Origin of the sequence: Streptomyces calidiresistens (genome assembly GCF_014141525.1) — a bacterium.
Lineage (GTDB): Bacteria > Actinomycetota > Actinomycetes > Streptomycetales > Streptomycetaceae > Streptomyces > Streptomyces calidiresistens.
Genome location: NZ_VKHS01000859.1, coordinates 1 through 2,169, shown reverse-complemented (window position 1 = coordinate 2,169; position 2,169 = coordinate 1). Strand labels below are relative to the sequence as shown.

Annotated in this window: 1 protein-coding gene; it reads left to right on the top strand. The window is 74.0% G+C overall.

Features of this window, described 5'->3' with window-relative positions:
• The first annotated feature begins 93 nt into the window (after window positions 1-93).
• The gene (locus tag FOE67_RS23510) at window positions 94-2,016 is read left to right on the top strand and encodes an ABC transporter ATP-binding protein (protein ID WP_182666845.1); all 1,923 of its coding nucleotides are present in this window, start codon (window positions 94-96) and stop codon (window positions 2,014-2,016) included.
• Window positions 2,017-2,169: the final 153 nt, after the last annotated feature.

Genomic DNA, 2,169 nt, shown 5'->3' with positions numbered 1-2,169 from the left:
GTAAGATGCGTATAAGAGACAGCCGACCCGGCTCCCGACTCCCCCGTCGCGGAGACCCCGGGGGCCGGCGGGACCGGCGCCCGGCGTTCCACCGTGCGCTCGCTGCTCCGGCTGTGGCCGTACGTGCGGCCGGTGCGCGCCCGCCTGTTCACCGCCGTCGTCGTCGCCGTGCTGGCCTCCTCCATGGCGCTGGTGATGCCGATCATCCTGCGCGAACTGGTGGACGGCCCGGTCGCCGACCGCGACCCCGGCGGGGTCCTGCTCGGCGGCCTGATCCTGCTGTTCGTCGGCGTCGTCGAGGCGCTGCTGTTCGGTCTCAGGCGCTGGTTGGTGGCACGCCCCCTGGCCCGGGTCGAGGCCGACATGCGCGCCGACCTCTACCGCCACGTGCAACGCCTGCCGGTCTCCTTCCACGACCGCTGGTCCTCCGGCCAACTGCTCTCCCGGGCCACCGGTGACCTCCAGCAGCTCCGGCTCTTCCTCGCCTTCCCGCTGACCTTCCTGGTGGTCAACACCACCACCATCGTCATCGGCGCGGCCCTGCTGCTGTCCCTCCACCCCCCACTGGCCCTGGTGGTCCTGGCGCCGGTGCTGCCCCTGATCGTGGTGTGCACGATCTTCGAGCGGTACTACTCCGTGGCCGCGCGCCGCGCCCGGGACCAGATCGGCGACCTGACCACCCTGGTCGAGGAGTCGATCCTCGGCATCCGGATCATCAAGGGTTTCGGTCGCCACCGCAGCCAGGCCGCCGCCTTCCGGGAGCTGGCCGAGCGGCTGCGCGACACCGAGGTGCGCAAGGCCCGGATGCTGGGTCTGCTGATGGGCGTCATCTTCTGCGTGCCCGAGCTGTTCATGGGCGCCGTCGTCGTGCTGGGCGTCCTGCAGATCGCCTCCGGTGCCATCACCGTGGGCACCCTCCTGGCCTTTGTGACCATCGCGCTGGCACTGCGCTGGCCGGTGGAGTCCTTCGGCTTCCTGCTGGCGATGTCCAACGAGGCGGCCACCGCCGCCGACCGGTACTTCGAGGTCCGCGACTCGCGCGGACCGGTGGACCCGGGCGCGGACCGCGCCGGCACCGCCGACGAGACCGCGGGGGGCCGTGGGCGGGACGCCGGCCTGCGCTTCGAGAAGGTCGTCTTCCGCTACCCCGACGCCCCCACCGACGCTCCTCCGGTCCTGGACGGCGTCGACCTGCACGTGCGTCCCGGCGAGACCATGGCGCTGGTCGGCGCGACGGGCTGCGGGAAGACCACGCTGACCGCCCTGGTGCCGCGCCTGCACGAGCCCACCTCGGGCCGGATCACCCTGGACGGCACCGACATCATGACGCTGCCCCGGGCGGAGGTCCGCCGTCGGGTCGCGATGGCCTTCGAGGAACCCACCCTGTTCTCCGCCACCGTCCGGGAGAACGTCCTGATGGGCGCACACACCTCGCCGGAGGCCGGGGACCCGGAAAGCGGCGACCCGGCCCGCACCGGCACCCGCGCCGGCGACACCGGGGACGGGGCCGAGGGCTCGGGCACGGAGCCGGCCACCGACACCACCGCGGCCGACCGCGCGGACACCGACCTGGAACGGGCGCTGCGCATCGGCCAGGCCCTCGACTTCGTCGCCGCGCTCCCCCGGGGCGCCGACACCGAGGTCGGCGAACAGGGCATGAGCCTGTCCGGCGGCCAGCGCCAACGCCTCGCCCTGGCCCGCGCCGTCGTCGGCCGTCCCCGCTTCCTGGTGTTGGACGACCCGCTGTCGGCGCTGGACGTCCACACCGAGGCCCGGGTGGAGGCGGCGCTGCGCGAGGTGCTGAGCGGCACCACCGCGCTGGTGGTCGCCCACCGCCCCTCCACGGTGCAGCTCGCCGACCGGGTGGCGCTGATGGAGAACGGCCGGGTGACCGCCGTGGGCACCCACACCGAGCTGCTGGCCTCCAGCACCGAGTACCGCCGACTGATGACCGGGAGCGCCGAACCCACCGGGACATCGGCCCGATCCGACTCCGAGGAGGTCCCCGCACCGTGACCACCACCGTTTCCGGCGGCGGCGCCGGCCGGCCCCCCTCCTCCCGCGACGGCCGGACCCCGGGCCGGGGCAGCGTCATGATGTCGGTGCCGTCCAGGGTGATCCGGCCCGAGGTGGGCTCGTGCAGGCGCGGCACCAGGGCGGTCAGCGTGG